Source organism: Streptomyces sp. NPDC107654 (genome assembly GCF_055639035.1).
Genome location: NZ_JBVKBI010000003.1, coordinates 344,491 through 368,088 on the forward strand (window position 1 = coordinate 344,491; position 23,598 = coordinate 368,088).

20 protein-coding genes are annotated in these 23,598 nt (G+C 74.6%); 4 read left to right on the forward strand and 16 right to left on the reverse strand.

Annotated elements, in window-relative coordinates; genetic code table 11:
• Nucleotides 1-13 precede the first annotated feature (13 nt).
• Complete coding sequence (locus ACZ7N4_RS07575) at nt 14-1,039, reverse strand: alcohol dehydrogenase (protein WP_471354853.1); 1,026 nt, start codon at nt 1,037-1,039, stop codon at nt 14-16.
• A gap of 125 nt (nt 1,040-1,164) precedes the next feature.
• Entirely contained in the window at nt 1,165-1,827 is a 663-nt protein-coding gene (locus ACZ7N4_RS07580; protein ID WP_471354855.1) for a TetR/AcrR family transcriptional regulator, read from the reverse strand.
• 141 nt (nt 1,828-1,968) lie between these two features.
• Between ACZ7N4_RS07580 and ACZ7N4_RS07585 the strand changes: the two genes are divergently transcribed.
• Complete coding sequence (locus ACZ7N4_RS07585) at nt 1,969-3,222, forward strand: YncE family protein (protein ID WP_471354857.1); 1,254 nt, start codon at nt 1,969-1,971, stop codon at nt 3,220-3,222.
• A gap of 61 nt (nt 3,223-3,283) precedes the next feature.
• Here the strand turns inward: ACZ7N4_RS07585 and ACZ7N4_RS07590 are convergent, their stop codons facing one another.
• Both ACZ7N4_RS07590 and ACZ7N4_RS07595 read right to left on the reverse strand, forming a co-directional pair.
• Complete coding sequence (locus ACZ7N4_RS07590) at nt 3,284-5,146, reverse strand: glycoside hydrolase family 5 protein (protein ID WP_471354858.1); 1,863 nt, start codon at nt 5,144-5,146, stop codon at nt 3,284-3,286.
• Between the two features lie 80 nt (nt 5,147-5,226).
• Nucleotides 5,227-7,221 (reverse strand): GTP-binding protein, encoded by a 1,995-nt coding sequence (locus ACZ7N4_RS07595; RefSeq protein WP_471354860.1) that lies wholly within the window; start codon nt 7,219-7,221, stop codon nt 5,227-5,229.
• A gap of 184 nt (nt 7,222-7,405) precedes the next feature.
• Here ACZ7N4_RS07595 and ACZ7N4_RS07600 point away from each other — a divergent pair, with 184 nt between their 5' ends.
• Nucleotides 7,406-8,512, forward strand: a complete 1,107-nt coding sequence (locus ACZ7N4_RS07600; protein ID WP_471354861.1) for an XdhC family protein — start codon at nt 7,406-7,408, stop codon at nt 8,510-8,512.
• A gap of 205 nt (nt 8,513-8,717) precedes the next feature.
• Here ACZ7N4_RS07600 and ACZ7N4_RS07605 read toward each other — a convergent pair whose 3' ends face one another.
• From ACZ7N4_RS07605 to ACZ7N4_RS07625, 5 genes are read right to left on the reverse strand one after another with little or no spacing between them, the layout of a single operon-like run.
• The gene (locus ACZ7N4_RS07605) at nt 8,718-9,308 is read right to left on the reverse strand and encodes a GNAT family N-acetyltransferase (RefSeq protein WP_471354864.1); all 591 of its coding nucleotides are present in this window, start codon (nt 9,306-9,308) and stop codon (nt 8,718-8,720) included.
• Nucleotides 9,309-9,333: 25 nt separating this feature from the next.
• Entirely contained in the window at nt 9,334-9,834 is a 501-nt protein-coding gene (locus ACZ7N4_RS07610; protein WP_471354867.1) for a metallophosphoesterase family protein, read from the reverse strand.
• 9 nt (nt 9,835-9,843) lie between these two features.
• Complete coding sequence (locus tag ACZ7N4_RS07615) at nt 9,844-10,851, reverse strand: SDR family oxidoreductase (protein ID WP_471354869.1); 1,008 nt, start codon at nt 10,849-10,851, stop codon at nt 9,844-9,846.
• A gap of 33 nt (nt 10,852-10,884) precedes the next feature.
• A complete protein-coding gene (locus tag ACZ7N4_RS07620; RefSeq protein ID WP_471354871.1) occupies nt 10,885-11,994 on the reverse strand; it encodes an enolase C-terminal domain-like protein in 1,110 nt (369 codons plus the stop codon).
• Between the two features lie 2 nt (nt 11,995-11,996).
• Nucleotides 11,997-15,041 (reverse strand): FAD-binding and (Fe-S)-binding domain-containing protein, encoded by a 3,045-nt coding sequence (locus ACZ7N4_RS07625; RefSeq protein WP_471354873.1) that lies wholly within the window; start codon nt 15,039-15,041, stop codon nt 11,997-11,999.
• Nucleotides 15,042-15,199: 158 nt separating this feature from the next.
• Between ACZ7N4_RS07625 and ACZ7N4_RS07630 the strand changes: the two genes are divergently transcribed.
• The gene (locus ACZ7N4_RS07630) at nt 15,200-15,637 is read left to right on the forward strand and encodes a MarR family winged helix-turn-helix transcriptional regulator (RefSeq protein WP_189299283.1); all 438 of its coding nucleotides are present in this window, start codon (nt 15,200-15,202) and stop codon (nt 15,635-15,637) included.
• A gap of 261 nt (nt 15,638-15,898) precedes the next feature.
• The gene (locus ACZ7N4_RS07635; protein WP_471354874.1) at nt 15,899-16,483 is read left to right on the forward strand and encodes an isochorismatase family protein; all 585 of its coding nucleotides are present in this window, start codon (nt 15,899-15,901) and stop codon (nt 16,481-16,483) included.
• An 84-nt stretch (nt 16,484-16,567) separates the two neighbouring features.
• Here the strand turns inward: ACZ7N4_RS07635 and ACZ7N4_RS07640 are convergent, their stop codons facing one another.
• The 7 genes from ACZ7N4_RS07640 to ACZ7N4_RS07670 all read right to left on the reverse strand — a co-directional run bounded on the left by ACZ7N4_RS07640 (nt 16,568) and on the right by ACZ7N4_RS07670 (nt 23,511).
• The gene (locus ACZ7N4_RS07640; RefSeq protein ID WP_471354877.1) at nt 16,568-16,753 is read right to left on the reverse strand and encodes a hypothetical protein; all 186 of its coding nucleotides are present in this window, start codon (nt 16,751-16,753) and stop codon (nt 16,568-16,570) included.
• A 150-nt stretch (nt 16,754-16,903) separates the two neighbouring features.
• Complete coding sequence (locus ACZ7N4_RS07645; RefSeq protein ID WP_471354879.1) at nt 16,904-17,272, reverse strand: DUF6479 family protein; 369 nt, start codon at nt 17,270-17,272, stop codon at nt 16,904-16,906.
• 338 nt (nt 17,273-17,610) lie between these two features.
• Nucleotides 17,611-17,883, reverse strand: a complete 273-nt coding sequence (locus ACZ7N4_RS07650) for a hypothetical protein (protein WP_471354881.1) — start codon at nt 17,881-17,883, stop codon at nt 17,611-17,613.
• An 81-nt stretch (nt 17,884-17,964) separates the two neighbouring features.
• Nucleotides 17,965-20,415: a SpoIIE family protein phosphatase gene (locus ACZ7N4_RS07655; RefSeq protein WP_471354882.1), complete on the reverse strand. Its 2,451-nt coding sequence runs from the start codon at nt 20,413-20,415 to the stop codon at nt 17,965-17,967.
• Nucleotides 20,416-21,253: 838 nt separating this feature from the next.
• Nucleotides 21,254-22,519 carry an MFS transporter gene (locus ACZ7N4_RS07660; protein WP_471354885.1) on the reverse strand — a complete coding sequence of 422 codons (1,266 nt, stop codon included), beginning with the start codon at nt 22,517-22,519 and terminating at the stop codon, nt 21,254-21,256.
• Complete coding sequence (locus ACZ7N4_RS07665) at nt 22,516-23,046, reverse strand: GNAT family N-acetyltransferase (RefSeq protein ID WP_471354887.1); 531 nt, start codon at nt 23,044-23,046, stop codon at nt 22,516-22,518. The genes ACZ7N4_RS07660 and ACZ7N4_RS07665 overlap by 4 nt, the downstream gene beginning before the upstream one ends.
• Before the next feature lie 261 nt (nt 23,047-23,307).
• Nucleotides 23,308-23,511, reverse strand: a complete 204-nt coding sequence (locus ACZ7N4_RS07670) for an MbtH family protein (protein ID WP_067045059.1) — start codon at nt 23,509-23,511, stop codon at nt 23,308-23,310.
• Nucleotides 23,512-23,598: the final 87 nt, after the last annotated feature.

Below are 23,598 nucleotides of genomic sequence, written 5' to 3' on the forward strand. Positions count from 1 at the left end.
CGGCCCCGGGGTGTCAGCCGGCGGTGAGCACCATCCGGAACCGGGCGGCGCCGGCGAGCATCTTCTCGTACGCCTCTCCGGCCTGCTCCAGCGGAACCGTCTCGGTCATCGGGCGGATGCCGTGCAGGGCGCTGAAGGCCATGGTGTCCTCGACGTCCCGTGAGGTGCCGGAGGCGTGCCCGCGGACCACGCGGCTGCCCATGATCACCTGGAACGGACTGATGCCCAGGGGCTGGGCGTCCGCTCCGATGACCACCAGCTCCCCGCGGTGGGCGAGGCCGTCCACGGTGGCCGAGATGGCCTCGGAGTTCCCGGCGGTGGCCAGCACGGCCCTGGCGCCGCCGAGGGACTGCAGGGCCTCGGCGACCGGGGTGCCGGACGTGCTGTCCACGTAGTGGTGCGCGCCGAGCTGCTTGGCGAAGTCGGCCTTCTCCGCGCCCCGGGCGATCGCCACGGTCTCGAAGCCCATCGCCGCCGCGTACTGGACGCCGAGGTGGCCGAGGCCGCCGAGGCCGAGGACCGCGACCAGGTCCCCGGGCCGGGCCGGGCTGTGCCGCAGCCCGTTGTACGTGGTCACGCCCGCGCAGGCCATGGGGCCCGCGTCGGCCGCCGCCAGCGCGTCGGGGACGCGGGCCAGGGCGTCGACGGGCGCGATCACCTTGTCGGCGAAGCCTCCGTCGTAGGCCCATCCGGGCACCTTGAGGGTGGTGCACTCGATGAAGTCGCCCTGGCGGCACGGCACGCAGTGGCCGCAGCTGCCGCCGAACCAGCCGACCGCCACCCGGTCGCCGGCCCGGTAGCCCCAGTCCTGGGCGCCCTCGCCGAGCTCCTCCACGCGGCCGGCGATCTCGTGCCCGGGCACCACGGGGAAGGTGACGCCGGGTACTGAGCCGTTGACGAAGAGGGTGTCACTGTGGCAGATCCCGCACGCCTCGACGGCGATCCGCACATGGCCGGGTCCGGGCCGCGGCACCTCGCGCTCGACCAGCTCGAACGCGCCGCCCGGCGCGGTGACCTGCGCGACTCGATAGGTACTCATGCATCACTCCGGGGTACGGGTACGACGGTCCCCCGCACCAGCAGACCAGCTCCGGCCCGATCGCGCGCGCCGAGCCCGGCCGGGCGTCCCGCCGACCCGGCCGGCCCGGCCGCGCGGGCCGGGTGTCAGGGGCGCGCGGGGCGCCAGCCCCCGGGCCGGAGCATGCCCAGCAGCAGCCGGACCAGCTCGTCCACGATCTCGTCGAGCGTGGCGTCCACCCAGCCGGCCGTCCAGTCGTGCAGGAGACCGTTGACGCTGCCGATGAAGGCCGTGGCCGCGAGGCGGTAGTCGCGCGGTGCCGCCTCCCCCCGGGCCACGGCGGCGTCCGCCTCGGCGCGGATGAGGTCGACCCAGCGGGCGCGGCGGGCCAGGCGCTGTTCCTCCAGGCGCGGGCTGACCCCGACGATCTCCACGAACGCGATGCGGATGCGGCGCGGGTCGCTGGTGACGCCGTGGGCGTAGGCCCGGAAGAGCACGGTGGCGCGCTCGGCGAGCGGCAGGCCACCGGCGGTGGCGAGGGCGTCCAGGACGGCCTGTTCGGCCCGGCCGTTGACCTCCAGGTGCAGGGCGGCGAGGACGTCCTCCAGGGTGCGGAACTCCTCGTAGAACTGGCGCGTGGACAGGCCCGCCGCCTGGCTCAGCGCGGCCACGGTGGTGCCCCGGTAGCCGGGCGTGTCGCCGAACAGGCGCAGTGCGGCGTCGAGGAAGCGGCGGCGGCGCTCGGCCTGCCGTTCCTCGGCGGAGCGTCCGCCGTAGCGTCCCGTCGGCGCTCTGAGCCTGCCCCCCACGCGTCCCCCTCCGTCGCCTCACCGATCACCCCAATCTTGTCGTGCACACATCTTGTCGAGAAGGCGCCCCCTTCCTTACTTTTCAGTAAGTTCACTGTGAAGCCACCCGTGTTCAGATTCCTCCGAGGAAAGAGAGCCGTCATGGCTGCCTCCAGAACCAGGCACCTGTGCTCCGTGGCCGCCGCCCTCGTCCTGACCGCCGCCGCCCCGGCGACCGCCGCCTCCGCAGGCGCGGCCGCCCCGGACGGGCTGCGCGAGGTGCTGTTCGTCGGCAACAACTGGGACGGCACCGCCGATGTCATCCGCTCCTCCGGCGACTTCGCGAAGATCGGCCGGATCGACGTCGTCCCGGACAAGGACGCTCGGATGGCGGAGATCAACGCGGATCCGATCAAGTGGATCTACTTCCAGGCGATACGCAACAGCGTCGGCGAGGGCCACGACCAGTTCGCCGACGACATGTACTCGACTCCGGACGGCCGGTCGGTGGTGGTGTCCCGGCCGAGTTTCGCGGACGTCGTCTCCATCGACCTGGCCACCGGAAAGGTCAACTGGCGCTTCCCGGTCGCCGGTTACCGCGCCGACCACATGGCGGTCTCCCCGGACGGCACCCGGGTGGCGGTCTCCGCCTCGACCGCGAACACCGTCCACGTCCTCGACATCGGCACCGGGAGGCAACTGGGGTCGTTCAAGACCGGCGACAAGCCGCACGAGAACATCTTCACCCGGGACGGCAGGTACATCTGGAACATGTCGATCGGTGACGTCAACACCGCGCTGGACGACCCCGGCTGGGACTGGACGAAGGGTGACCGGCGCATCACGGTGGTGAACGCGAGGACGTACCAGCAGGTCAAGGTCGTCGACATGCGGCAGCGGCTGGACGCGTACGGGCTGAAGGACTTCTCCGACGCGGTCCGCCCGGCCGTGTTCTCCCCCGACGAGTCCAAGCTGTACTTCCAGGTGTCGTTCTTCAACGGCTTCCTCGAGTACGACGTCGCCGGCGACAAGATCACCCGGGTGAAGACGCTGCCGAAGAACCCGGCGACCAGCGAGGACCGCACCACCTGGGTCAACGACTCGCGCCACCACGGCATCTCGATGAGCCCCGAGGGCACCAAGCTGTGCGTGGCGGGCACCATGGACGACTACGCCACCGTGGTCGACCGGGCCACGCTCCAGGAGGGGCCGCTGGTCACGGCGTCGAAGCCGTACTGGGCGACGGTCAGCGGGGACGGCAAGGACTGCATCGTCTCGGAGAGCGGCGCCGACCAGGTGACGGCGATCGACTTCGCCACCGGCAGGAAGGTGGCGTCGGTCCCGGTCGGCGACCATCCGCAGCGCGTCCGGCTGGGGCACGTCCCGTCCGACTGGACGGGTCCGAACGGCGGTTGACGCCGGCCGAGCCGTGGCCTCCGGGGTGCCCCCACTCGCCCCGGAGGCCACACCCGTGCCGTCAGAACCGCGCCGCCGCCCATCCGGCCAGCTCCGCCTTCGCCGCGCTCAGCAGCTCCGCCGGGGGTGCCGCGGTGCCGTTGGTGACCAGGGCGTAGTGCAGGACGCCGGAGTCCGCGTCGGTGAGCAGCAGCCGCCGGCTGCCCGTACCGCCCGGTTCCCGGGCCACGGCGACCGGGGTGGCGGAGGTGTACGCGGGCGGGGCGTGGACCGCGCCGAGGTCGGAGACGACCGTGGTCGCGGCGGTCGGGAAGGACGCCGGAAGATGCAGTTCGGTGGGTGCCGTGCCGTCGCCCGAGCGCCACACCAGCAGCCCGTACTGCCCCGAGCCAACGAGCTTCGCCACGTTCGGCAGCGACGCCGGCACCGGGTTCCAGGTGAGGGTGGTGGAGCCGTCCCGGGAGCGGTCCTCGTAGGTGAAGGCGAGGGCCGTGCCGGCCGTGGCGCTCGGGTAGAGGCGGTCCAGGAGGCGGGCGTCCTGGCGCAGGGTGACGCTCCCGGAGTCGTCCAGCCGCACCGCCGACAGGTCCTCGTCGTTCCAGGCGTCCCCGGCGGTGAGCGCCTTGCCGGGGTTGCCGTTCATCAGCTCGTGGTGCCGGCCGTTGTAGAGGTCCCACTGCCACTGGGTGCCGGACAGCACCGGGCCGGAGGTGGCCGGGGCGGTCCACCAACCTGCCCCCTTCAGGCGGGAGTCGAGGGCCTGGTACATGGCCTTCAGGACGGTCGGCGCCTTGTCGGACACCGTGCCGGACAGGGGGTGGCCGAACTCGCTGACGAGGGCCGCGGTGCCGGCGGTCGCGGCGCGGTCGCGGACGGTGGCGAAGTCGGCGGCGTACTGGCCGTCGGCCGCCTTGCCCCACATCAGGATGCCGGAGATGGCCTTCTGGTCGTAGAAGTGGGTGTTGAACACGTAGTCCGGGCCGAGCGTGCCCGCGTCCAGCAGGCCGCCCTCCTGTTTCCGGGTGGAGATGCCGGCGTTCCAGAAGAGGTTCGGCTCGACGAGGGCGGGCTTGTCCTGCCAGCCGGCGGCGTCCATGCGGGCGCGGAACCTGACGTGGAACGGCCAGAGCAGGTCACGCTCCCAGGTGCGGGAGTCCTGCCCGGGGTCGTAGCCGCCGGCGTACGGCTCGTTGTACGGGTCGAAGCCGGTGATGCCCGCGAACTCGGCGTCGCTCAGGTGCCGGCGCAGGTGGACCATGGTGGTCTGGGCGGTGGCCAGGAAGGCGTCCTGCACTCCGTGGGCGTTGTGCCAGAAGTCGTACTGGGCCTTCTGCACGGCCCCGTTCTGCGTGATGTTCTGGCCCCAGAAGAGACAGATGCCGCAGGACTCCTTCGGGTAACTCCCCGCGTCGACGGCCCACTCGGGGGCACCGTCGCCGGTGTACCAGCTGCCCGTGTCGAACAGGTACCGGGAGAAGAGGTCCTGGTGGAAGTCGGGCTGGACCCGGATGCCCGCGTCCAGGAAGGCACGCATCTGTTCGGTCGCGGCGTCCAGGTAGGCGGTGTCCACCTGGCCGCGTACCGGCTCGGCGTGCGCCCATGACAGCAGGAAGCGGACCGCGTTGCCGCCGCCGAGGGCGCGCAGCGCGGCAGCGGACTTCCGGGCGTCGGCGGCCGAGGCGAAGGGCAGGCCGCCGTTCTCCTCCAGTTTGGTCTCGCCGGAGACGTTGTAGCCGCGCAGCACGATCTCGCGGCCCCGGCCGTCGGTGAACCGGCCGTCCCGCACGGTCAGCGGAGCGCCGTCGAACCAGAGCGAGTCGGTGGGGGTGTCGGTGGCTCCGGTGGCGGGCGGGACACCCGCCACCGTCAGGGATCCGCCGAGGACGACCAGGACGGCCAGCAGACGCACGCGGAAATTCGGCATGTTCACCACAGTCGGATGCCGCCCCGGGAGCGTCAAGAGTTTCTGACCTGTGAGTAAGTTGACGATTGGTCAGGGGGTGGTCAGGACGTGGTCCGCTCCCCCGCCCGGCGGGTCACGTTCAGCAGGTACTCCTTCCGGTTCAGCGGGTTGTGGTCGGTACGCGGGCGCCTCGGGACCGTGCCGCGCGTGACCGGCGCGTAGTGGTCGAAAGCCGTCTCCAGTTCACCCTCGCCCCGGGTCACCCCCGGCAGCCGCTTCTCCAGCGCGTGCACCCGGGCGGCCGGCACCGTGCCCTCCAGCACACAGACCGCGGCCCGCGTGCCGGTGTTTTCCGGTACCGCGCCGAGCCGGGCCAGCACCGGCAGCAGCGCGCCGAGCGTGTCGGCCGGCGCCTCCAGCCGGAAGCGGTGCACCGGCTCGTGCACCAGGGTGCCGGCGCGGCGCAGCGCTTCGATCAGGACCAGCGGGGTCAGTCCCCGGAAGTCGTAGCCGGTGCTCGACATGCTCTTGTCGAAGCCCTGGTGGGCGTGGCTCTGCCGGGGCGAGTAGCCGGAGTGGGTCAGGGTGACCGTGCAGTCGGTGACCTGCCAGCCGTGCAGCCCCTGGCCGAGCGTCTCCCGGACGGTGTCCTCGACGGCCTTGAAGAAGGCGTACGGCATCGAGCCCAGCTCCACCTCCAGCCGGAACGCGACGCCCGCGCCGGGCGGGGCGGGGTCCACGCGCAGGCCGACGGTGGCGAGGAAGGGGTTGGGGTCCTTCTTGTTGAACTCGACGGCGTGTCCGGTGCCGGCCGGCCGTTCGACGCACAGGGTCGTCGTCTCGCGGAAGGTGACGTCCAGGCCGTACTCGTCGTCGAGGGTGGCCTGGAGGACCTCCTTCTGCACCTCGCCGTAGAGGGACACCGAGGTCTCCCCGCGCAGCGCGTCGTGGCGGACGCCGATCAACGGGTCCTGTTCGGCCAGCTGGGTGAGCGCGAGGTGCAGGGAGCGCCGGTCGGTACCGGGGCCGGGCACGACGACGGTCTCCAGGGTGGGCGGCGCGAAGTGGTGCTCGTACGACCGCCCCGGCGCTCCCAGCGCGTCGCCGACGCGGACGCCGCCGAGGCCCCACACCTTGACGATCCGGCCCGCCCCGGCGCTGTCCGTCCGGGTGTCCGTGCCGTGCTCGAAGACGCTGAGCGCGGTGACGCGTCCTTCGGTGCCGGCGCTGCGGCGGCCGTCCCCGAACGGGATCCGGTCGCGGACGCGCAGGGTGCCGGTGAAGAGGCGGGCGTAGGCCACCTTCTCCCCCGCCGGGCCCCGCTCGACCTTGAAGACCGTGCCGGACACGGGGGCGTCCGGGTCGCCGGCTGCGGGCGGGAGCAGCCGCTCGACGCCGTCGATCAGCTCGGGTACGCCGGCGCCGGTGATCGCGGAGCCGAAGTACACCGGGTGGACCGAGGCGTCACGGGTCCGTGCCGTCAGGACGCGGCGCAGCCGGGCCTCGGGGACCGTACCGTCGAGGTAGGCGGCGAGCAGACCGTCGTCCCGGTCCGCCAGCGCCTCCAGCGCCGCCGGGCCGAGGCCGGGGCGGAACCGGGCGGCTCGCGTGCCGAGCCCGGCGGCCGTGCCCATCGGGACGACCGGTACGGCGAGCCGCTCGGCCATCTGGTCGAGTACGGCGGTGTCCCGGGCACCGCGCCGGTCGATCTTGTTGACGAAGACCAGGGTGGGGATGCGCAGCCGGCGCAGGGTGCGCATCAGCACGCGGGTCTGCGCCTGGACGCCCTCGACGGCGGAGACGACCAGGACGGCACCGTCGAGCACGCCGAGCACCCGCTCCACCTCGGCGATGAAGTCCGGGTGACCGGGGGTGTCGATCAGGTTGACGGTGACGCCGTCGAGCGGGAACGACACGACGGCGGATTTGATCGTGATGCCGCGCCGCCGCTCCAGCGCGAGGGTGTCGGTGGTGGTGCTGCCGGCGTCGACGCTGCCGATCTCGTCGATCACACCGGCGGTGTGCAGCAGCCGTTCGGTCAGGCTGGTCTTACCTGCGTCGACGTGCGCGAGGATTCCCAGATTGAGCAAGTGCACGGAACGTCATGTCCTTGAGAGAGGGGGCCGTTGCTGCCGGGGTGGACATGGACGCAGCGCGCATCTTCGCTCCTGGCTGTCTGGGAAGACCGACCGGTGCAGTGCAGCAGAACGGCGGTCGCGGCGCCAACGGATTAACGTTCAACGGGAGGCCCGTGGCGGGGGCTGAGCCGAGGAGCGGACGATGCGCGAGATTCTCCCCGTACTCAACCGGTGGTACGCCGCCCGGGTGCCGTTCGGGCTGGCCACGGTCGTCTCGGTCGGCCACAGCGCGCCGCGCGGGCCCGGCGCCGCGCTGGCGGTCGGGCCGGACGGCGAGGTGGTCGGCAGCGTGTCCGGCGGCTGTGTGGAGGGCGCGGTGTTCGAGCTGGCCCAGGAGGTCGTCGAGAGCGGCGCCGTACGGCTGGAGTCGTTCGGCTACAGCGACGAGGACGCCTTCGCGGTCGGCCTCACCTGCGGGGGCGGGATCACCGTGCTGGTACGGCCGGTGACCCGGGCCCGGGACCCGGTGTTCGGCGCGGTCGCCGCGTCCGTCGCGGGCGGTGAGCCGGTCACCGCGGCCACCGTGGTCGACGGGCCGGCGCAGCGCGGGGCCACCCTCGCGGTGTGGCCGCGCACGGCCGCCGGCAGCCTGGGCACGCGCGGGCTCGACGTGGCCGTCGCCGCCGACGCGCGCGGCGAACTCGCGCTCGGCGCGACGGGCCTGAGGCACTACGGACCGCACGGCGAGCGGCGCGAGGACACGGTGACCGTCTTCCTGCAGTCCTTCGCTACGCCGCCGCGCATGCTGGTGTTCGGTGCCATCGACTACGCCGCCGCCGTGGCCCGGCTCGGGGACTTCCTCGGCTACCGGGTGACCGTGTGCGACGCCCGGCCGGTGTTCGCCACGCCACGGCGGTTCCCGGAGGGCGTGGAGGTCGTCGTGGACTGGCCGCACCGGTATCTGCGCGGGACGCGCACCGACGGGCGGACGGTCATCTGCGTCCTCACCCACGACCCGAAGTTCGACGTGCCGGTGCTGCGGGAGGCGCTGCGGCGGCCGGCGGCGTACATCGGGGCGATGGGCAGCCGGCGCACCCATGACGACCGGCTCCGCCGCCTGGTCGAGTGCGGCCTCACCGACCGGGAACTGGCCCGCCTGCGCTCCCCGGTCGGCCTGGACCTCGGGGCCCGTACGCCGGAGGAGGTGGCGGTGTCGGTGGCGGCGGAGATCGTGGCCCTGCGCTGGGGTGGCAGCGGGGCCCCGCTGAGCGGGACGACGGGGGCGATTCACCCTCGGGGCGTGGGGTGAGGTGCCGGCACCCGGACATCGCCCGGCACGAGCCGACGCCCCCGACCGACCGGACCGAGAAGCCCCCGGCGCGCCCCGGGACCGGCGGCTGGGCCTGAGGCGGCCGGCGGTGGAGCCTGAGGCGGCCGCCCTCCTCTCCCGATCACCGCCTCCCTGGCCGCAACTCCACGGCTGCCATACCGCACCGGCAATCCCCCCGCGCGTACTACTCGGGGTCGCCGGCCACGCGCGCGTGCAGGTGCTGGTCGTGCCGGCCGTCGGCGTGCAGCAGGGCGCTGCGCTGGGTGCCCTCGAAGGTGAAGCCGGCCTGACGCGCCACCCGGCAGGACGCGGGGTTGGCCGTCGAGTGGCACAGCCGCAGCCGGTGCAGGCCCAGGTCGGTGAGGGCCCACCGGGAGAGCCGCCGGGTGGCCGTGACGGCGAGGCCGGCGCCGCGCGCCTCCGGCAGCAGCCAGTAGACGAGTTCGGCGCTGCCACCCGCCAGGTCGATGTCGTTGAGCCCGACGAGTCCGACGGCCGGGCCGTCCGGCCGGGCGAGGGCCCACACGGCACCGGTCTCGGCCCTCCACCGCGCGTGCATGCGGTCGATCCGGGTGCGGGCGTCCGCGCGGTCGGCCACGGTGAACAGGTTCCACCGCCGGATCGCGGGGTCCTGTCCGGCCGCGACCAGCGCGCCGGCGTCCTCGGCCCGCCAGGGCCGCAGCCGGGGGCCGCCCGGCAGGTCCAGGCCGGGCTGCTCGCGGCCGGCCATGCGGCCCGCGGGTACGACGTCGGGTATGCCGGCGCGGGAGATCATCCCGGCATCCTCGCACGGCCGGCCGTCAGGGCCTGGGCAGCCGGTGCAGGGTGACGTCCGTGAGCGTCCCGTCGGCCACCGTCGCCGTCAGGTAGGTGCAGTGGGGCTGGCGGCGGCGGTCGGTCGGGGAGCCGGGGTTGAGCAGGCGCAGGCCGCCGGGTGCGGTGGTGTCCCAGGGGATGTGACTGTGCCCGAAGACGAGGACGTCCAGGTCGGGGAAGCGGGCGGCGCAGCGGGCCTCGCGGCCCTGGGCGGGGCCGGTCTCGTGGACGACGCCGAAGCGCAGGCCGCCCAGCTCGGCGTGGGCCACCTCGGGGAGCCGGGCACGCAGCTCGGGGCCGTCGTTGTTGCCGTACACGGCGACCAGCCGGCGGCTGCGGCTCTCCAGCAGGTCGAGGGTGGCGGTGTCGACCCAGTCCCCGGCGTGGAACACCACGTCCGCGCGCGGGAGTTCGGCGAGCAGCCGCTCCGGGAGCCGCTTGGCCCGCTGGGGCAGGTGCGTGTCGGACATCAGCAGGAGGCGCACACCCCCAGCCTAGGCGGCTCGGGAGGTCAGGCGGCGCAGGCCGCTCACGGTGCCGAGCAGGGCGGCGCCGGCGCCGAGGGCGGTCGCCGCGGGGTGCCGGAGCAGGGTCTCCTGCCAGGAGCGGGCGTGTGCGGTGTCGTCGAAGGCGCCGTGGGCACCCTGGTCGTCGGCGGGTTCCCGGTCGACCGGTGCGAAGAGGTTGTCCAGGCCGGCCGGCGGGATGCGGTCGGTCTGCTGGGAGTCGAAGCCGGTGCGGGCCAGATAGCGGTCGAGCAGCGCGGGGACGAGCCGGTTGGCCCAGATGGTGGCGACGGTGGACGCGCCGACGTAGTACTGCTTGCGGTGCGGGTGGTCGGCGGCGTACAGCACGCCCCGCGCGGCGACCTCCGGCTGGTAGATCGGCGGGACGGGCATGGGGTGCTTGGCGAGCCGGGAGCGGACCCACTCGAACTGGGGGGTGTTCACGGCGGGCATCTGGACGACGGTGACGTGCACGTTGCTGCCCCGGTGCAGCAGTTCGGTGCGCAGGGAGGAGGTGAAGCCGTTGATGGCGTGCTTGGCCCCGCAGTACGCCGACTGCAGCGGGATCGACCGTTCCCCGAGCGCGGAGCCGACCTGCACGATGGTGCCGCGGTCGCGGGGCAGCATGCGCTTCAGGGCCGTGCGGGTGCCGTTGACGAAACCGAGGTAGGTCACCTCGGTGACGCGCTTGAACTCCTCGGCCGTGATCTCCTCGAACGGGGCGAACACGGTGGAGAACGCGCAGTTGATCCATACGTCGATGGGGCCGAAGGTCTTCTCCGCGGCCTCGGCGGCGGCCTCCAGCTGGGCCGGGTCGGCCGCGTCGGCGACGTGCACCAGGGGCCGGCCGCCGAGGGCGGCGACCTCGTCGGCCGCCGCCTCCAGGCCGCCCTCGCCGCGTGCGACCAGGACGACGTCGGCGCCGCGCCGGGCGTAGAGGCGGGCGGTGGCGCGGCCGATGCCGGCGCTGGCACCGGTGATGACGACGGTGGGCATGGTCTTCCTTTCCTCCTGCGTGTGCGGTGTCGGTCACTCGACCCGGTAGGGCGCCGCCCGCTCCTCGGCGAGGGTCAGGCCGAGGCCGGGGGTCCCGTCGGCGCCCGGGGTGATGCTGCCGCCGCCGGGGTCGAGGACGCCGTCGAACAGGAGCCGCTCGATGCGGACGTGGTCGTGGAACCACTCCAGGTGGCGCAGGTTGGGTACGGCGGCGGCCACGTGGGCGTGGGCGTGCGGGGCGCAGTGCCCGGAGACGTCGATCCCGCGCGCGTGGGCGAGTGCGGCCGCGCGCAGCCAGACGGTGATGCCACCGCACCGGGTGACGTCGGCCTGGAGGCAGTCGACGGCCCCGGCGGCCAGCATGTGCTCGAAGTAGGGGAGGGTGTAGCCGTATTCGCCGGCGGTGACGTCGATCGGGGTGCGGCGGCGGATGTCGGCGAGGGTGGTGAGGTGGTCGGAGGAGACGGGTTCCTCGAACCAGGTGACGCCTTGGTCGGCGAGCGCGTCGGCGAGGCGCAGGGCCTGGCCGCCGGTGTAGCCGCCGTTGGCGTCGACGTACAGCTCGACGGTGTCGCCGACGGCCGCCCGCGCGCGGGCGACGCGTTCCAGGTCGCGCTCCTCCCGGGCGCCCCACGACTCCCCGATCTTGATCTTGACGCGGGGGATGCCCTGTTCCTCGGCCCAGCCGCGCAGCTGGCGCTCCTGCCGGGCGCCGTCGTAGGTGGTGAAGCCGCCGCTGCCGTAGACGGGGACCTCGTCGTGGGCGGCGCCCAGCAGGTGGACGAGGGGCAGCCCGAGCAGTCGCGCCTTGAGGTCCCACAGGGCGATGTCGACGGCGGCGATCGCCTGGGCGGCGACGCCGGGCAGTCCGGCGTTGCGCACGGCCCGGCTCATCCGCTCGTTGGCGCGCGGCACGTCGTGGGCGGCGAGGCCGGTGACGGTGCCGGCGAGGAGTTCGCGGACGAGGTGGGCGGTGGCGGCGGGCGCGTAGGTGTAGCCGAGCCCGGTGGTGGTGCCGGAGCGGACGGTGACCAGGACGAGGGTGGTCTTGTCCCAGGCGAGGGTGCCGTCCGCCTCGGGGGCGTCGGTGGGCACGGTGTAGACGGCGGTGTCCACGGCCTCGACGGCCGGCTGGGCGCTCACGGTCACCTCCTCGGCTGCCGCAGCGCGCCCACGGCTCCCACGGCACCCAGGGCGAGGGCGGCCACGGAGGCGGTCGTCGCCCAGCGGACCGTGCGGGACGGCTCGGCGGGGCGGTCGGCCAGCCGCTCGGGGCGGTCGCTGGGCAGGGTGCCGTCGAGGGCGAGGGCGAGGACCTCGGCGAGGTGGAGGGCGCGGCGGCCGGTGCCGCCCTGTTCGATCTGGGTACGGCAGCTGAAGCCGTCGGCGAGGACGAGGCTGCCCGGGGCGGCCCCGCGGACGGCGGGCAGGACGCCCTGCTCGGCGACGGCCATGGACACCTCGTGGTGGCCGCGTTCGAAGCCGAAGTTGCCGGCCAGGCCGCAGCAGCCCTCGTCGAGCACCTCGGCGTCGAGGTGGGCACGGCGCATGAGTTCGCGGTCGGCGTCGAACTTCATGATGGCGTGCTGGTGGCAGTGGGTCTGCACGGTCGCCTGCCGGGCCAGTCGCGGCGGCTCCCAGTCGTCGGGGGCGTGGTGGACGAGCTGCTCGGCGAAGGTGCGCGTCCGGGCGGCGAGCCGCTGCACGTCCTGGTCGCCGGGCATCAGCTCGGGGGCGTCGGAGCGGAAGACTGCCGTGCAGGAGGGCTCCAGGCCGATGACCGGGGTGCCGGCCTCCAGATAGGGGCGCAGCACGTCGAGGGTGTGGCGCAGCACCTTTTTGGCGGTGGGCAGTTGGCCGGTGGAGATCCAGGTGAGGCCGCAGCACACCGGCCGGGTGGGGACGGCGACGCGGAAGCCGGCGTCCTCCAGGACGCGGACGGCCGACCGGGCGATGGACGGGTGGAAGTAGGTGCTGAAGGTGTCGGGCCACAGGACGACGGTGCGCGGGTCGGCCGGGTCGGGTTCCTCCCGGTCGCGTGCCCGCCACCACTGGAGGAAGGACTCCTCGGCGAACACGGGTGCCGGGCGGGCCTCGTCGATCCCGGCCAGCCGCTTGCCCAGGCGGGCGAGGCCGGGCGCGTGGAGCGCCGAGTTGACCAGGGACGGAGCGGCCCGCGAAAGCCGGGCCCAGAGGGGCAGCCAGCCCATGGAGTAGTGGGCCATGGGGCGCAGCCGGCCCTCGTAGTGGTGGGACATGAACTCGGCCTTCAGGGTGGCCATGTCCACGCCGGTCGGGCAGTCGGACTTGCAGCCCTTGCAGGCCAGGCAGAGGTCGAGGGCGTCGTGGACGGCGGTGGACCGCCAGCCGTCCTTGATCGCGGAGTCGGCGTGTCCGTCGAGCATCTCGAACAGCAGCCGGGCCCGGCCGCGCGTGGAGTGCTCCTCCTCCATGGTGGCCCGGTAGGAGGGGCACATGACGCCGCCGGAGTGGCCGCGGCAGTTGCCGATGCCGACGCAGCGCATGACCGCGCGGTTGAAGGAGTGGTCGTCCTCCGGGTAACCGAAGTGGGTCTCCGGGGTGGCGGGCCGCCAGGCGGGGCCGAGCCGCAGCTGTCCGTCGACCGGGTTGGGGTGGACGATCTTGCCGGGGTTCATCCGGTCGTCCGGGTCGAAGAGGGCCTTCAGCTCGCCGAACGCGGTGACGAGCCGTTCCCCGAACATGCGGGTGAGCAGCTCGCCCCGGGCCTGGCCGTCCCCGTGCTCGCCGGAGAGCGAGCCGCCGTAGGAGGAGACGAGGTCGGCGGCGCGCTCCAGGAAGCGGCGGAAGTCGGCCACGCCCTCGGCGGTCTTCAGCCCGAAGGGGATGCGGGTGTGGACGCAGCCCTGCCCGAAGTGGCCGTACAGGGACGGGTGGTCGTAGTCGAACTCGGCGAACAGGCCCTTCAGGTCCCGCAGGTAGTCGCCGAGCCGCTCGGGCGGTACGGCGGAGTCCTCCCAGCCCTCCCAGGTCTCCCGGTCGTCCGGCGGGCGGGCGGTGACGCCGAGTCCGGCCTCGCGGGCCTTGAGCATCTTCTGCTCGCGTTCGGGATCGTCGGAGAAGGCGACGCTCGCCTCCTTCTCACCGCGGCCGAGGGCCCGCAGCAGCCCGTGCGCCTGTTCGTCGACGTCCTCCTGGCTGTCGCCGCTGTACTGCACCAGCAGCCAGCTGTCGCCCTCGGGGAGGTTGTCGAGGGATTCCAGGAAGGCGCCCTCCTCGCGCATGAGCTGGGCCATGCGCCCGTCGAGGGCCTCCAGTTGGCTGGGCGAGCAGTGCTCCAGCAGGCGGGGGACGTCGTCGGCGGCGGCGCAGATGTCGTCGTAGCCGAGGACGAGCAGGGACTGGTACGCCGGCACCGGGACGAGGTCGAGTTCGGCGCGCAGGACGGTCACCAGGGTGCCCTCGCTGCCCACGAGGGCCCTGGCGACGTCGAAGCCGTTCTCGGGCAGCAGCGAGTCGAGGTTGTAGCCGGAGACCCGGCGGGGGATCTTGGGGTAGCCGCGGCGGATGTCGGCCAGGTACTCGGTGGCGATGCGGTCGAGGCCCGCGTAGATCTCGGCGAGCCGGCCGCCTCCGGCGATGATCCGGGCGCGTTCGTCGGGCGGGGTGGGTCCGACCCAGGCGCGCTGCCCGTCGTAGGTGAGGATCTCCAGGCGGCGGATGTTGTCGACGGTCTTGCCGTAGGCCTGGGCGGAGGCGCCGCAGGAGTTGTTGCCGATCATGCCGCCGAGCGCGCAGTGGCTGTGGGTGGACGGCTTCGGCCCGAACTGGAGCTTGTGGCGGGCGAGTCGCCGGTTGAGTTCGTCCAGCACGATGCCGGGCTCGACCACGCAGGTGCGCCCTTCGGGGTCGACGGAGAGCACCCCCGTGCAGTACTTGCTCCAGTCGATCACGACGGCGGTGTTGGTGGACTGGCCGGCGAGGCTGGTGCCGCCGCCCCGGGAGAGGACGGGGGCGCCGAAGCGCGCGCACACCGACACCGCCCGGGCTCCCGCCTCGACGGTGCGGGGCACGACGACGCCCAGCGGGACCTGCCGGTAGTTCGAACCGTCCGTGGCGTAGGCGCCTCGGCTGCCCGCGTCGAAGCGGACTTCACCGTCCACTTCGGCGCTCAGGGCCGCCTCCAGGCCGGACCTGTCCGCAGGGGTCATCTGGGCTCCTCTTCGCTCCGTGGTGCACCGCCGTGCCGCCGGCGCGCCGCGCTGACGTGCCGCGCCGTCCGCGGCACGGCGAGTACCCCACCAATGCACAGGTAAAACTGAACAGCCCCAACTGGACAGCCGAGGCTGATGGTCCTAGCCTGGCGGCCATGGCCGACATCTCCGACTCCGCCGCCCGCGCCGCACGCGATCTGCGCGTGGTGTTCAGCAGGCTGCGGCGCCGCATCCGGGAGGTGGCGCAGGACGCCGACCTCAGCCCCTCCCAGGAGTCGGCGCTCACCCTGGTGGGCAAGCACGGCGCGGCCACGGCCAGCGCGCTCGCCGCCGCCGAGGGGGTGCGCCCCCAGTCGATGGCCACCACGCTGGCCGCCCTGGAGCAGCACGGGCTGATCCGCCGCGCCCCCGACCCCGACGACGGCCGCCGCCAGCTGGTCACGCTGACCGACACCGGCCGGGCCCGCGTCGCGGGGAACCGGCAGGTGCGCGAGGAGTGGCTGGCCCGCGCCTTCCAGGACCGCTACACCGAGGAGGAGCGGCGGACCGTGCTCACGGCGCTGGAGCTGATGGACCGGCTCTCCCGGCCGTGACCCCGGGACCCACCACCCCTCTCCGGACGGCCGGCCCCGGCCCCGACGCGTCCGGCCGGCGGCTCCTCCGCCGACGAACCTCGGCGCGCTGACCGGCTGTCCGCCGCCGCGGCGTTCCTCCCGTTGCCGCGCCGACACGGCCGGAGCGCCACGCCCCGGCCCCGGCCCCGCTCGCCGGCTGCGCACCGCTGCCGGCGACGACCCTGTCCGGCCGGTCCCCCGGCCGGCCCGCCCCCACCTCCCGAAAGGCCCGACCGACCCATGTCGCTCACCGCGCTCGACCCCCGCACCGCCCTCGTCGCGATCGACCTCCAGCACGGCATCGTGGCCATGCCCACCCAGCCGTACCCGGGCCCCGACGTCGTCTCCCGTACGGCCGGCCTCGCCGAGGCCTTCCGCTCCCGCGGTCTGCCCGTGGTCCTGGTCCGGGTCTCCTTCGCGCCCGACGGCGCCGACGCCGTCCCCGGCCGCACCGAGCACGGGCCTCGCGGGCTGGCCTTCCCCGAGGGCTGGGACACCGTCGTCGACGACCTGGCCGGGCACCCCGGCGACATCCGGGTCACCAAGCACAACTGGAGCGCCTTCCACGGCACCGACCTGGACGTCCAGCTGCGCCGTCGGGGCGTCACGCAGATCGTCCTGACCGGGATCGCCACCAGCATCGGGGTCGAGTCCACCGCCCGCGACGCCTACGCGCACGGCTACCACGTCACCCTCGCCACCGACGCCATGGCCGACGCCGACGGAGAGGCGCACGCGAACAGTGTCGAGCGGATCTTCCCGCGGCTCGGCGAGAGCGGTACGACCGCGGAGATCCTGGAGCTGCTCGCCAAGACCCACCCCTGACCGTCTGCCGTGGCTACGGCTGAGCGCGCTGCCGTGGCCACGCCCGGCCGCACTCCCGTGGTCACGTCGTCCGGTGGTGGCCGTTCAGTCCTCGCCGAGGACGATGTTGTCCTCCGGCTCCGGGCCCTCCCGGTGCGCCGAGGCGCCGTCCAGGACGGCGGGCACGCAGGTGCGCACTCGCCGGTGGCGCAGGCGGTGGGCGGTGGCCCAGCCCGTCTCCGCGTGAGGAACGGCCGGTTTCTCGCTGGCATGCGCGGTCACGTCGTTCATCTTCCTTCCGCTTCCCGCCGCCGCGGGGGCGTGTCCCGCCCGCCGCGCGGGAGCCGTTCGCCGGGCCCGCCGGGCCCGGGGCTGCGGTTTGTGTCCGACCGGGTCCCCGGGCCGCGGGCGCCGCAAACAGGGGCGTCGGGCCCCGGCGGCTCAGGTCCGGCCGCCGCCTCCACCGCCGAAGGAGCCGCTCGAACCGGGCGACCAGCGGGGGCGGCTCTGGTCGTCGGCGCGCTTGGTGCCGACGTTGCCGAGCTGGTGCGGGGTGAGGCGTTCGCTCTCGTCTGCGGCTCGGGGCACCTCGTCGGGCTCGCGGACCTCACGGGTCTCGCGGACCGGCCCGGACGCCGGCATCCTGGGCTGCTCGTCGGGGCGCGGCGGCGCCGGTTCCCGGTCCCGCACCTTGCTGCCCAGCCGGAAGGCCCAGATCAGTCCTGCGACGCAGGCCACCCCGGCCACCAGGATGAGGACGTACCCGAAGACCTGCGCGCCCGTGGCCGCTTCGTACATGGCAGTGTTCATGACCGCCGGGTACCCGGCCGGGCCCGGCAGATGCGCGGCCGGCACATAAGGGCAGGCCGGGAGGACGGCGGACGGGTGGGACGGGCAGACCGACGGAAGGGCGGGCCGGTGGGGCGGCTGGACCGCTGCGCGGCGGACGGCGTGCCCGGCGGATCCGGCGGCCGGCAGCGCGCGTCGGTGGTGCGGCTCGGGCGGATCGGCGGGTTGGGCCGGTCCGGGGACGGGGTCGCACCGGGGGTGGGCCGGTCCGGGGGTGGGCCGGACCGGGGGTGGGTCAGTCCGGGTGCGCGTCAGTCCGGGGGTGGGTCAGTCCGGGGGTGCGTCAGTCCGGGGGTGGGTCAGTCCGGGGGCCGGGCCGCCGCGCCTTCCACCTCCGCCTCGATCTCGGCCCGCGGGCGGCCCGTCTCCCTGGCGTACTCGCTCACCGCCGTCTGCACATCGCGGGCCAGGTCGCGCCAGGCGCGCAGCGCGGTCTCGTAGGTGCCCGACTGGGCCCCGGTCATCCCCCGCTCGGCCGGCGGGCCGTAGGTCGTGCGGAGGTCCTCGACCGTGGCGCGGGCCGCTTCGGCCGCGCGCTGCTTCTGCACCAGTTCTTCGAAGGTGTGTGCCACATCAACCGACCCTAGGCACGCGGGCCGGAGGCCGCCCGTCCAACCGGCCTGAACGGCTCCCAGCCGTACCCGGGTGGCGGGTCAGCCTTCGGGTGCGAGGTCCGCCCAGACCTGCTTGCCGCCGCTCACCGGAACCGTCCCCCACGCCTCCGACACCGCCTCCACCAGCAGGATGCCCCGGCCACCGGTGGCCTCCCAGCCGATGCTGGCCGGTTTCACGGGGCTGCGGGGCGAGGAGTCGGCGACGGCGAGCCGCAGCCGGTGGTTGACCAGGCTCATGTCGAGCCGGACCGGGCCGCCGGTGTGCACCAGGGCGTTGGTGACGAGTTCGGAGACGACCAGCAGGGCCGCGTCGAGGGTGTCCCGGGAGACGCCCCAGGAGCGCAGGGTGCGCCGGGTGAAGCGGCGGGCGTGCCGGACCGCCTCCGGCACCCGCCACACCGTCCAGCTCTCCCGCAGCGGCCGTACGGCCAGGCCGTCGTAGCGCATCAGCAGCAGCGCCACGTCGTCGCCGCGGTGGGCGCCGGTGAGCAGGGCGTCGGCGACCAGGCCGAGGTGGGCGGGGTCCGCGGCGGCCAGTTCGCGGGCGAGGCGGTCCATGCCGGCGTCGAGGTCGGTGCCGGGTGCCTCCACCAGGCCGTCGGTGGTCAGCGCGAGCACGGTTCCGGGCTGCAGGCGCAGCGGGGTCATGGGGAAGTCGGCCTGGGCGAGCACACCGAGCGGCGGGCCGCCCTCGGCCCGCACGATCTCGGCGGTGCCGTCCGGGTGCCGCAGCACCGGCTGCACGTGCCCGGCGCGTACGCACCAGGCCGTGCCCTGCTCCATGTCGACGTCGACGTAGGCGCAGGTGGCGAAGAGGTCGGTCTCCATGTCCAGCAACAGCCGGTTGGCGTGCGCGACGACCACGTCCGGGGGGTGCCCTTCGGCGGCGTAGGCGCGCAGCGCGGTGCGCATCTGGCCCATCAGCGTGGCGGCGCCCGCGTTGTGCCCCTGGACGTCGCCGATGACGAGGGCGACGTGGTTGTCGGCGAGCGGGATCACGTCGTACCAGTCGCCGCCGACCTCCAGGCCCGCCGTGGTGGGCAGGTAGCGGGCGACGGCGACCGCGCCGGGCAGCCGGGGCAGGCGGCGCGGCAGCAGGGTGCGCTGGAGCATGCCGACGAGCTCGTGCTCGGCGTCGAACGCGTGGGCGCGCAGCAGGGCCTGGCCGGCCAGGCCGGCGCAGGCGGTGAGCAGGGCCCGCTCGTCGGGGGCGAACTCGTGCGGGCGGTCCCAGCCGATCAGGCAGGCACCGGCCATGCGGCCGCCGGCGGGCAGCGGCAGCACGGCCAGGCCGCCCGGGCCGACCTCGGCGAGGGCGGGCTCCAGCGGGCTGCCGGCGGACCAGATCCGGGCGCGTCCCTCGCGCAGCGCGGCGGCCAGGGTGGGCATGGCGCGCACCGGTGCGTCGGGCCACTCGGTGCGCCACTCGCTGCGCCACACCTCCGGCCAGGCCTCGGGCTCGGGCGGGTCCAGGACGGTGACGACCAGCCGGTCGTTCTCCAGTTCGGCCAGGGCGATCCGGTCGGCCTGCAGCGGACCCCGCAGCGCGGCGACGACGGCCTGGCCGACGTCCTTGACGGTGCCGGCGGTGGCGAGGGCGGCGGCGAGCCGCTGCACCCGGGCGACGTCGGTGACTCCGGAGCGCAGGGTGGAGGCGTCGGCGACGGTGCCGACCAGCCGGGCGGGGCGGCCCTCGCCGCCGGGTTGCAGCCGGCCGCGCAGCCGCAGCCACCTGGGCCGGCCGCCTGGCTGCAGGATGCGGAACTCCAGCTCGCGGTCGCCGATGGACATGTGGTCGGCCTCGACCACGGACATCAGCGCGGGCAGGTCCTCGGGCACCGCGCGGCCGAGCAGCGTCTCCACGCGGCCGTCGAAGCTGTCCCGGCCGATCCCGAACAGCCGCAGGATGGCCTCCCCGACCTCGACCCGGCCGGTGTCCATGGCGAGGCTGAAGGCGTCCTCGGGCAGCTCGCCGGTGTCGCCGGCCGCGGGCGGCGCCGGGACGGCGACCGCGCGGGCGATCAGTTCCAGGCAGGCCCGGTCGTCGGTGCCGAATCCGCCGGGGTGCTCGCCGACGGCCAGGAGGCAGCCGCCGCCGGGCGGGCCGAGCGGCAGGACGGCGAGGGAGAAGTCCGGGGACGGGGTGCGGCGGGCGTCGGGGCACGCGGCCAGCTCGGCGGGGCCGAGCCAGCGCGGGTGTCCGGTGCGGTGGGTCTCGGCGACCGGGAAGGTGCCGGTGGCCGGATAGCAGTCCCGCAGGCCGTACAGGGTGCGGGGCAGGCCGGCCGACTCGGCGAGGCAGAGCTGGGTGGGGTCGTCACCGGGCGTGTACACGCCGGCGAAGGACACTCCGGCGAACACCAGCGCCTGTTCCAGGAGCCGGCGGAGCCGGTCGGGGGTCGGCGGGGTCGCCATCAGCGAGGCGAGGGCGACTTCGGCACGCTCCGGCGCCGTTCTCGTCCCGCTGACCGCAGCGCCCTCACTCACCACCTCGCCATTACAGCGCGTATGAGCCGCCCGCGCAGCCCCTGTGACCGGCACCGGGCGCTGCCGTTCGGAGCGGTCCGGCCGCGGGGCGCGGCACGGTGAGGTGCGGCCGAACAGAGCGGGGTCCGGTGCACGAACCGAGCGGGGCCCGGTGCGCCGCGCGGAGGGATCCGGTGCGCCGCGCGGAGGGATCCGGTGCGCCGCGCGGAGGGGGCCGATGCGAGGCGGTGCGGCCGACCCGAGCGGGTCCGGTGCACGAACCGAGCGGGATCCGGTGCGCCGCGCGGAGGGGTCCGGTGCGGCGCGCGGAGGGGTCCGGTGCGGCGCGCGGAGGGGTCCGGTGCGGCGCGGTGCGGGGCGCGGACGAGTCCAGTGCGGGGCGGTGCGGCCGACCCGAGCGGGTCCGGTGCACGAACCGAGCGGGATCCGGTGCGCCGCGCGGAGGGATCCGGTGCGCCGCGCGGAGGGGGCCGATGCGGGGCGGTGCGGGCGGTCCCGAGCGGGTCCGAGCGGGTCCGGTGCGCCGCGCGGAGGGGCCTGGTGCGCCGCGCGGAGGAGTCCGGTGCGGGACGGTGCGGCCGGCCCGAGCCGGTCCGGTGCACGAACCGAGCGGGATCCGGTGCGCCGCGCAGGGGGGTGCCGGACCCGCGATGCCGGGATGATCCGGACGCCGGCCCGAGGTGGGCCGGTCCGGATCAGCCCGGGCACGGCACCCCGCCGCGTTGCCGGAGCACCCGAGCACGCCCGGTGCGGGGGCGGTCCTCCGGTGCGATACCCGCACCGGATGCCGCGGCAGTGGACGCCGCGGCCCGATCGGCCCTGATCAGGACGAACCGAACCCCTAGGCGGGCGTCGTCCCCGAGCCCTCGCTCCGGATGCCCTTGCTCAGGGTGGCCGTCACCGCGGCGGCGGTGACCAGCGCGGGGAAGACCAGCAGGGCCGGCCCCGGGGGCCAGCGGGCAAGCAGCGCGCCGGCCAGGGCGGGGGCCAGCGCGGCGGCCGAACCCGCGGCGAGCAGGACGCCGGCGATCACTCGGCCCTGGAGGTGGTCGGGGGTGACCGCGGCCTGGTGGGCGAAGAGGGCCGCGTTGGCCGTGGGCCCGAGGAACACCGCGGCGGCCAGCGGTACGGCGGCCGGGATCGTGCCCGCCAGCAGCGCGCCCACCGTCATCAGCGCGGCGGTCGTCCAGCACAGCACGGTGATCAGGACGGGCAGCCGCAGCCGCCGCTGGAGCGCCGGGGCGGCGAGGGCGCCGAGCAGACCGCCCAGCGCGAAGACCATGCCGGCGACACCCACCAGGAACGGGGAGACGCCGGCCCGGCGCAGCGCGAGGGTCATCGCGAAGACCATGCCGGTGAAGGCCATGTTCAGCGGAGCGGCGATCAGCAGCAGGGCCCGCAGGAACGGGTGCCGCAGCAGGAAGCGCAGCCCCTCCCTGGTGGACACGCCGACGGGCGGGGCGGGCTCCCGGCGGGGCTGCTGGAGAGGGCGGCGGATGCGGCTGACGGCCGCGAGGGACAGCAGGAAGCTCAGCGCGTCGCAGAAGAAGGGCAGGGCCCGGCCGAGCCCGAACAGCAGGCCGCCCAGGGGCGGGCCGGCCAGCGTGACGCCGTAGGTCCGTGCCTCGTTGCGGGCGACGGCGGAGGTCAGCTGGCCGGGGCTGACCAGGCTGCGTACGGAGGCGTGCTCGGCGGTGCTGAAGACGGCCGTGGCGGCGGCGCCGGCGACCACCACCACGAGGATCACCGGCAGGCTCGCCCCGCCGGCCACGACCGCCCAGCCGAGCAGGGCGTACGCGACGAGCCGCAGCACATCGCAGGCGATCATCAGCCTGCGTCGGTCGAACCGGTCGGCGAGGACTCCGGCCGGCAGCCGACACACCAGCGTGGTGACGAGCCCGGCGGTGCCGACGAGCCCGGCCCGCGCCGGGGAACCGGTCTGCTGGAGCACCAGCAGCGGCAGCGCCAGGTCCACCATGGCACCGCCCAGGTCGGACAGGCACTGTCCGGTCCACAGGAGAGTGAAGTCCCGGTTCCGCCACAGACCGGCCTCCGGCTCCTCGTCCCGGGTCCCGGCGGTGCCCCGGCCGAGCGGTGTCCCGGTCATGCGGAACCCTCACCTCCGGCATCCTTGGTGGGGATCACCAGCAGTTTCGTCACGGAGCCGTCCTCGCCTACGACGTCCCGGACATGACGGAAGCCCAGGCGCTCGCACATGGCCAGGCTGGCGGTGTTTCCTGCGCCGACCATGCCGTAGGCCTCGGTGAGTCCGAGGTCGTCGGCGGCGTGCCGGAGCAGGCCGCGTACCGCCTCGCCGCCCAGGCCGCGGCCCCAGTAACCGGGGGCGAGCGCGGTGACGAGTTCGTGGCCGTCGACGTTGCCGGTCGGCTTCACCTCGGCGTGGCCGACGTACGCGCCGTCGAGCCACAGGCCCCAGACGTCGAAGCGGCGCTGGGGATAGACGTCGGTGAGGATGGCGCGGAACAGCTCGCGGAACTGCGGTTCCGGGACGCGTTCCTGCCCCATCCAGCGGCACACCTCCGCGTCGCGCAGCAGGGCGACGAAGACGTCCTCGTGCTCGGGCCGGTAGGGGATGAACTCCAGGCGCGCGGTGCGCAGGACAGGGGTGGTCATGGCGGCTCCTCGGGAGTGATGCGGTGGGGCGGGGGCCGAGGGCGGTGGGGCGCCGGGACGGCGACGGGTGGGGGGCGTCGGGTGGGTGCGGCACGTGGGAGGGCGTGAGGGAGGGCGTCCGCCGGACGCCCTCCGGGGGACGTCCGGTGGATGCCGCAGATGCAGGACGCCCTCCGCGGGGTGTCCGGCGGGTGCCGCAGGTGCAGGGGCGGGCACCGCCGGGCCGGTGTGTGTCTCACCGGCCCGGCGTGGCCTCGGCGGTCAGGCGCCGGCGTTCTCCATGCGCTCGCGCAGGCTCTTGGGCCGCATGTCGGTCCAGACCTCGTCGACGTAGGCGGAGCACTCGGCCTCGGTGCCCTCCTTGCCGACGGGCTGCCAGCCCGCGGGGACCTCGATGTCGGCGGGCCACAGGGAGTACTGCTCCTCGTCGTTGCGCAGGACCTGGTAGCGGGTGTTCTCGTCCATGTCGTCTTCCTTCGTCGTCCGGTTCGGGTGGGAGAGAGAGGTGCGGTGGGTGGTGCGGGACGGGTGGTGGTCAGCGGGGGCACGGGG

What these genes read in the sequence shown, in the direction of transcription:
- ACZ7N4_RS07640 (WP_471354877.1), bottom strand. Translation starts at nt 16,753, where the DNA reads ATGAACGACGTGACCGCGCATGCCAGCGAGAAACCGGCCGTTCCTCAC.
- ACZ7N4_RS07600 (WP_471354861.1), top strand. Translation starts at nt 7,406, where the DNA reads ATGCGCGAGATTCTCCCCGTACTCAACCGGTGGTACGCCGCCCGGGTG.
- ACZ7N4_RS07630 (WP_189299283.1), top strand. Translation starts at nt 15,200, where the DNA reads ATGGCCGACATCTCCGACTCCGCCGCCCGCGCCGCACGCGATCTGCGC.
- ACZ7N4_RS07585 (WP_471354857.1), top strand. Translation starts at nt 1,969, where the DNA reads ATGGCTGCCTCCAGAACCAGGCACCTGTGCTCCGTGGCCGCCGCCCTC.
- ACZ7N4_RS07660 (WP_471354885.1), bottom strand. Translation starts at nt 22,519, where the DNA reads ATGACCGGGACACCGCTCGGCCGGGGCACCGCCGGGACCCGGGACGAG.
- ACZ7N4_RS07590 (WP_471354858.1), bottom strand. Translation starts at nt 5,146, where the DNA reads ATGCCGAATTTCCGCGTGCGTCTGCTGGCCGTCCTGGTCGTCCTCGGC.
- ACZ7N4_RS07615 (WP_471354869.1), bottom strand. Translation starts at nt 10,851, where the DNA reads ATGCCCACCGTCGTCATCACCGGTGCCAGCGCCGGCATCGGCCGCGCC.
- ACZ7N4_RS07625 (WP_471354873.1), bottom strand. Translation starts at nt 15,041, where the DNA reads ATGACCCCTGCGGACAGGTCCGGCCTGGAGGCGGCCCTGAGCGCCGAA.
- ACZ7N4_RS07635 (WP_471354874.1), top strand. Translation starts at nt 15,899, where the DNA reads ATGTCGCTCACCGCGCTCGACCCCCGCACCGCCCTCGTCGCGATCGAC.
- ACZ7N4_RS07645 (WP_471354879.1), bottom strand. Translation starts at nt 17,272, where the DNA reads ATGAACACTGCCATGTACGAAGCGGCCACGGGCGCGCAGGTCTTCGGG.
- ACZ7N4_RS07665 (WP_471354887.1), bottom strand. Translation starts at nt 23,046, where the DNA reads ATGACCACCCCTGTCCTGCGCACCGCGCGCCTGGAGTTCATCCCCTAC.
- ACZ7N4_RS07575 (WP_471354853.1), bottom strand. Translation starts at nt 1,039, where the DNA reads ATGAGTACCTATCGAGTCGCGCAGGTCACCGCGCCGGGCGGCGCGTTC.
- ACZ7N4_RS07605 (WP_471354864.1), bottom strand. Translation starts at nt 9,308, where the DNA reads ATGATCTCCCGCGCCGGCATACCCGACGTCGTACCCGCGGGCCGCATG.
- ACZ7N4_RS07670 (WP_067045059.1), bottom strand. Translation starts at nt 23,511, where the DNA reads ATGGACGAGAACACCCGCTACCAGGTCCTGCGCAACGACGAGGAGCAG.